Origin of the sequence: Paenochrobactrum gallinarii (assembly GCF_014205685.1) — a bacterium.
In the GTDB taxonomy this organism is placed as follows: Bacteria; Pseudomonadota; Alphaproteobacteria; order Rhizobiales; family Rhizobiaceae; genus Paenochrobactrum; species Paenochrobactrum gallinarii.
Window position 1 is genome coordinate 1 of sequence record NZ_JACIIU010000051.1, and the last position, 5,459, is coordinate 5,459.

Sequence of the window (5,459 nt, forward strand, 5' to 3'; positions counted from 1 at the left end):
TAATCTTGGCTTCATCCATGTGAAGTACCTCTTTATGTCTATCCAAACAGGATAAGGGAAAATAAAGGCACTTACACAAAATTTAGAACAGTCCCCAAAATATCCCTGCCATGCCTTGGAGCGATGTTCCTGCTTTTTATGCGGGGCTGTCTGATGGCTCTGTAACACATCTTGCTCTGCGGCTGCTTATCCTAACAGGGGTTCGCTCTGGACCATTACGCTTTATCCGTGGTGAGCAGATAGACGGGGATATCTGGACAATACCGGCAGAGAGTATGAAAGGCCGGAAAGACACTACAACAGAGTTTCGTGTCCCGTTATCTCCCGCCGCTTTGGAGGTGATTGAGCAAGCGCGTAGGCATGCGCGTGAGGGGTTTCTATTCCCAAGCGTCCGTAAGGGCGTGATTTCAGATGCGACTATGTCGAGGTTCATGGAAAGGGCATGCTTGGAGGCTCGCCCACATGGTTTTCGTTCAAGCCTACGGGATTGGATCGCAGAGGCAACCGAAACGCCGCACGATATTGCAGAGACTGTTTTAGGGCATGTGGTTGGTGGCTCAGTAGAGCGTGCCTATCGCAGAACAGATTTTATTGAGCAAAGGCGCAATTTGATGGTGCGCTGGTCGCAACATGTCACCGGCCAGAATGGGCAGGTTGTTAAAATGGTGAAGGGAGCAGGCCTATGAAAAAAAATATTATACTAAAAGAGGCGGGCCATTCAGAAGAAGATGGCGATAAGTCTTTATCTGACTTTACACCTTATAACGGCACCTTTGCAGAGCGGTTAGCTGAATTTTTTTTCAGTGACGAGAAAGTGGATCGAAGACTTAGAATATCTGCAGGCGAGGATTCTCAACTTGGTGATGAAAGTTGCAATCTTTACGGATTGAATGGGCCGTTCTCTGATAATGGCTATGTCCCTAGCATTAATGATGCCTATTTATGGGCAAGCGATATCGTTAAATCATTAAACCTTGATATGGATAGCGAGCAATGGATGCGTGCTTTGCCTGCTATAATTGGACGTATTGCTCATATGCTGACACAGGGAGAGCTCAATGCACGGGAAGCACGGGAGATGGCAGCGAAAGAATTTGATGGGCTAAAGGGGTGGGGAATTGAACTTGTCGCCTTCCAAGGAGGGCCAAGATCAGAAGAGTGGCATGCCTCGCAAATAATGACAAGTTTTGACAGGCTTTACAGCAGTCTCAAAACAGCAGAGGAAGATGCCGCAGCCCCTGAGGAAACAGCGAGCTTTTTCGACAGCCTAGAAGATGAGATAGAAAATATTCGGGCGGGGCATATGTATGATTGCCAAGACGCGTTTAAAATCGGGTTTTTATATCGTGACGCTTGGTGGAAGTTTCAGCATGAAAAAGCAGCATTGAAATACTATGAAATTATAGAAAAAAACCGAAAAAGTGGTCAAAAAGGCGGACAAGGCGATAAAAAAAGGGAGCGTTATGAGGTCTTAAACAGCCTCGCACGGCAAAAGTTTAGAGAGATTGCTTTTGCATCAGACAGAGAAGGGGCAAGAATAGCCAAGAGCCTTGCCGCTGCATATGACGTGAAAGCCGATGAGCCTTTATTCATGATCAACAATAAGGGGTTAAGTAAAAAATGGTATGACGAATGGCTTGTAAATTTTCGTCAAATTGCGCGCAGTATCGTGTAAAATCATAGCATTAACAATACTGGAACCGGTGGTTATGTTATATTTCTTGAGGTAACCATTGGTCTAGCTAGATTTCAACATTTAGCCGATGGTTGCAAACAAAAAAGACCTCAAGCATCGGTTCATAATTTGTTCTCAATTTAAGGTCAGCCCATATCAACGAATATCGAGGCTGACATATGAATATCACCGACACTCTTTTGACTGCACGTGAAGGCGCACAAGTCCTACAGGTGAGCATTCCCACCTTCTGGCGGCGCGTTGCTGATGGCACTGTGCCAAAACCTGTGAAAATTGGGGCGCTGTCTCGTTGGCCGCGCTCTGAAATTATAGCTGTGATTGAAGCCGCTAAAGCTCAACGCTCTGCCGCATAAACAAATGACCCCGCCATTATGGACGGGGCCGAGGGTAATCTATCTCACATGTAGACTATAGCCCCACCCGTCCTCTGTTGAAAGAGGATTTCCCATGTCTGATAAAAGTAAGCCTTGGAAGGCAGCGCGCTATACCGTTAGCCATGATGGTGCTGCGTTGTTTAATGTCAGTGTTAAAGGCCGTGAGCGCTGGACGCTCGAATGCCTTATTGCAGCTGGCGCTAAAGGCTGCACCCCAATTGATAATCCCGCGCCGCGCTGGTCTGCGTATGTCTTTGACCTTAGAAAGCGTGGCATTGAGATTGAAACCATTCACGAACCACATGGCGGCCAGTTTAAAGGCACACACGCACGCTACGTTTTGCGCTCCAAGGTTTCACGGGGTGAATCAGAAGCGAGTGCAGCATGAGCACCAGCGCCCAAACAATCACAAGGGCACTAAATGGGCACTGGCATGGCCGCTATGGTCTGTGCCTTTGTCCAGCTCATGCCAACACCAAAAGCCCAGCCCTAAGTATTTCAGATGGGCATAACGGACGGCTACTGCTGCACTGTCATGCTGGTTGTGATTTTCTGTCCATATTAGATGCTCTGAAAGGTCTGGGACTGGTTGAAGGGTCCAGTCACTATGCGCCGCCGTCATTTGAAGAAATGGAAGCTCACAGGCTCAAAGAGCAAGAAAAGGCCAAGAACCAAGAAACGCGAGCGCTTGATTGTTGGAATGTGGCCAAGCCTATTCACGGCACACTCGCTGAAAACTATCTGCGCTCCCGTGGCATTAATTGCCCCCTTGGGGAGAGCTTGCGGTTTCATCCTTCATGTTGGCATCCAAGCGGGCAGAAACTGCCTGCCATGGTGGCGCTGGTAGAAGGGGCTGAACGCTTGGCAATTCATCGTACATATTTACGCGCTGATGGAATGGGTAAAGCTAAGACTGAGCCAGCCAAGGCAATGCTTGGCTCTGTTGCTGGTGGCGCTGTGCGGCTTTCTGACGGTTCGGACAAGCTGATTGTGTGTGAAGGTATAGAAACAGGCTTATCGCTTCTTTCAGGATTGGTGCGTGGCTCGGTATCTGTTTGGGCGGCTTTATCCACCAGCGGGATGAAAGCCCTGACATTGCCGGCCAATCCGGCATTGCTAACAGTTGCAACTGATGGCGATGAAGCGGGGCAGCAAGCTGGTCATGCGCTGGCAACCCGCGCTACGGCCTTGGGCTGGAAGGTCAGTCTTTTGCCTGCTCCTGATGGCCGTGACTGGAACGATATTCTCATGATGAAAGGGGCTGCTGCATGAATAATCACGCCATGCCCGATGATGGTGCTTTTGAAGCCATCGAAATTCCATTTACTCAATCACAGGCTGATGCCAAGATTGCTGAATTGGCAAAGCTCTCTCCGCTTGAATATGAGCAATGCCGTGAAGCTGAGGCGAAAGCCTTGTGCTTGCGTGTTTCCTTTCTCGATAAGTTTGTGGAGGCTCAACGGCCAAAGGGACCCGATGAAGTTGAAGCAGAGCCTTTCGAGGATGTGGAGCTGTGGGCTGAGCCTGTAGACGGCTCCACGCTCCTGTCAGAAATTCAAGCAACAATTCAGCGCTTTTCGGTTTTACCTGAGCACAGCGCTCCGCTGATGGCCGTCTGGGCTCTTCACGCATGGGCGCATGACACGGCAGATATTTCGCCTGTGCTGGCGTTTGTTTCCCCTGAAAAGCGATGCGGAAAAACTACCGCTTTGTCGGTTATGAGCGCGCTAGTGCCCAAAGCCATGCACGCGGTTAATATCAGTACGTCTGTTTTGTTTCGTGTCATAGAGAAATACCGTCCCACGGTGCTGATTGATGAAGCAGACACATTCCTAGAAGCCAATGATGAATTGCGGGGTGTTTTGAATGGTGGCCACAATCGGCTCAGTGCTTTTGTGTGGCGCTCGGTTGGCGATGACCATGAACCACGTCAATTCAAGGTATGGGCACCCAAATGCATCGCCATGATTGGAAAACTGCCCGACACGCTTGAAGATAGGGCGCTGGTTGTTCGCCTTCGCCGTAAACAGGAAGGAGAAGCTGTTGAACGGTTCCGCGCTGACCGCATTCATGAATTTCATCATTTACGGCAGAAAGCAGCACGCTGGACGGCTGACAATGAGCAAACATTGCGAAACAGTGACCCACATGTACCGGTTGATCTGAATGACCGCGCACAGGACAATGCCCGAGCGATTTGTGCTATTGCTGATGCAGTCGGTGGCGAATGGCCGCGAACGATAAGGATGGCACTTGTCGGGGCTGCAACCCAGTCTGATGATGAGCCGCAATCTGCTGGCGTTCTGCTGCTTCGTGATATTGCTGAGGTATTTGAAGCAAGGCACTCTGATCGAATTGGCAGCACCGAGCTATTGGATGCTCTTTGTGAACTGGAAGAAAGCCCGTGGAATGAGTGGCGCGTTGGCAAGCCTATTTCAACGCGCGGCATTGCCAAACTATTAAAGTCATATGGCATCATTCCAAAGCGTGACATGAGCCAGCGGTTTTATTCCCGCGCTGATTTTGATGATGCGTTTAGCAGGTATCTCTCAGACACGTCAAAAACAAGCGTCACAAGTGTCATAAGTGTCATGGGTTCTGCTAGTGAATTGAAAAATAACAATAATTCGCATGACGCATATAACGGCCATGACACATACAAGCGTCATAACGCGCCAGATAACACTATCGGTAGCGGGGAAATCTGATGACTGAAAATCAAACGTCATTTTCTCCCGTTATGACACATGCAAGCGTCATTCACAATCTAAGCGTCATGGAAAAGCCCAATGAAATCAATAGTTATGACGCTTATGACACTTATGACGCTTGTTTCGACCCTCAATTTGAAAGGGTATGTAGGCGATGAGTAGCGTAAGCGGTGTTTTGGCCCCACATTCTGTTTGATTTTCTGATCTGTCATTAAGAGGCTTTGAATGGACAGACCGGAGTTTCTCCATGGAGCCTCGAATAGAGTTTCTCACAACAGATCAGAGTAAGCGTGGTAAACATCGCCAGTGGTCGACCGATTTAAAGGCGCGGATTGTTTCGGAAAGCTTGCGGCCTGGCGTGAGCGTCCAGCAAGTCGCAGAGCGTTATGGCGTTCGCGCAAATTACCTGTCTTCGTGGCGCACACTGGCGCGCAAGGGCAAGCTTGTGTTGCCTGCGCCTGAGGATGAGACGGAGTTTGCAGCAATCGTTGTCGAGAAGCAAACCATCGAACCGGTAACACCAACCATTTCTCGCGTTGAGATATTCAGCGGTTCGGTCATTATCAGATTGGAAGAAGGTGTGTCCGCGTCCCGGATTGCAGCTGTTGCAAGCGCGCTTGCGGCTCAATCATGATCTTTCCTTCAAATCGGGTGCGGATCATGGTGGCAACAAAGCCT

Annotated in this window: 6 protein-coding genes and 1 pseudogene; all 7 read left to right on the forward strand. The window is 49.3% G+C overall.

Annotated elements, in window-relative coordinates; translation table 11 throughout:
* Positions 1-95 precede the first annotated feature (95 nt).
* Positions 96-686 (forward strand): annotated as a pseudogene (locus FHS77_RS15530) (tyrosine-type recombinase/integrase); the annotation flags it as partial.
* Positions 683-1,675 (forward strand): hypothetical protein, encoded by a 993-nt coding sequence (locus tag FHS77_RS15535; RefSeq protein WP_184224832.1) that lies wholly within the window; start codon positions 683-685, stop codon positions 1,673-1,675. The pseudogene FHS77_RS15530 and the gene FHS77_RS15535, both read left to right, overlap by 4 nt.
* A gap of 179 nt (positions 1,676-1,854) precedes the next feature.
* On the forward strand, positions 1,855-2,049 hold the full coding sequence (locus tag FHS77_RS15540) for a helix-turn-helix transcriptional regulator (RefSeq protein WP_184224833.1): 195 nt from the start codon (positions 1,855-1,857) through the stop codon (positions 2,047-2,049).
* A 94-nt stretch (positions 2,050-2,143) separates the two neighbouring features.
* The gene (locus tag FHS77_RS15545; protein WP_184224834.1) at positions 2,144-2,458 is read left to right on the forward strand and encodes a winged helix domain-containing protein; all 315 of its coding nucleotides are present in this window, start codon (positions 2,144-2,146) and stop codon (positions 2,456-2,458) included.
* Positions 2,455-3,342, forward strand: coding sequence for a DUF7146 domain-containing protein (locus tag FHS77_RS15550; RefSeq protein ID WP_184224835.1), 888 nt, complete (start codon positions 2,455-2,457; stop codon positions 3,340-3,342). Before FHS77_RS15545 ends, FHS77_RS15550 begins: the two co-directional genes overlap by 4 nt.
* On the forward strand, positions 3,339-4,778 hold the full coding sequence (locus FHS77_RS15555; protein WP_184224836.1) for a DUF3631 domain-containing protein: 1,440 nt from the start codon (positions 3,339-3,341) through the stop codon (positions 4,776-4,778). Before FHS77_RS15550 ends, FHS77_RS15555 begins: the two co-directional genes overlap by 4 nt.
* 250 nt (positions 4,779-5,028) lie before the next feature.
* Positions 5,029-5,415 (forward strand): IS66-like element accessory protein TnpA, encoded by a 387-nt coding sequence (tnpA, locus tag FHS77_RS15560; RefSeq protein WP_184224837.1) that lies wholly within the window; start codon positions 5,029-5,031, stop codon positions 5,413-5,415.
* Positions 5,416-5,459: the final 44 nt, after the last annotated feature.

Bases quoted from the DNA above. Each gene is read 5' to 3' on its own strand.
- FHS77_RS15535 (WP_184224832.1), top strand. From the start codon at position 683: ATGAAAAAAAATATTATACTAAAAGAGGCGGGCCATTCAGAAGAAGAT.
- FHS77_RS15540 (WP_184224833.1), top strand. From the start codon at position 1,855: ATGAATATCACCGACACTCTTTTGACTGCACGTGAAGGCGCACAAGTC.
- FHS77_RS15545 (WP_184224834.1), top strand. From the start codon at position 2,144: ATGTCTGATAAAAGTAAGCCTTGGAAGGCAGCGCGCTATACCGTTAGC.
- FHS77_RS15550 (WP_184224835.1), top strand. From the start codon at position 2,455: ATGAGCACCAGCGCCCAAACAATCACAAGGGCACTAAATGGGCACTGG.
- FHS77_RS15555 (WP_184224836.1), top strand. From the start codon at position 3,339: ATGAATAATCACGCCATGCCCGATGATGGTGCTTTTGAAGCCATCGAA.
- tnpA (WP_184224837.1), top strand. From the start codon at position 5,029: ATGGAGCCTCGAATAGAGTTTCTCACAACAGATCAGAGTAAGCGTGGT.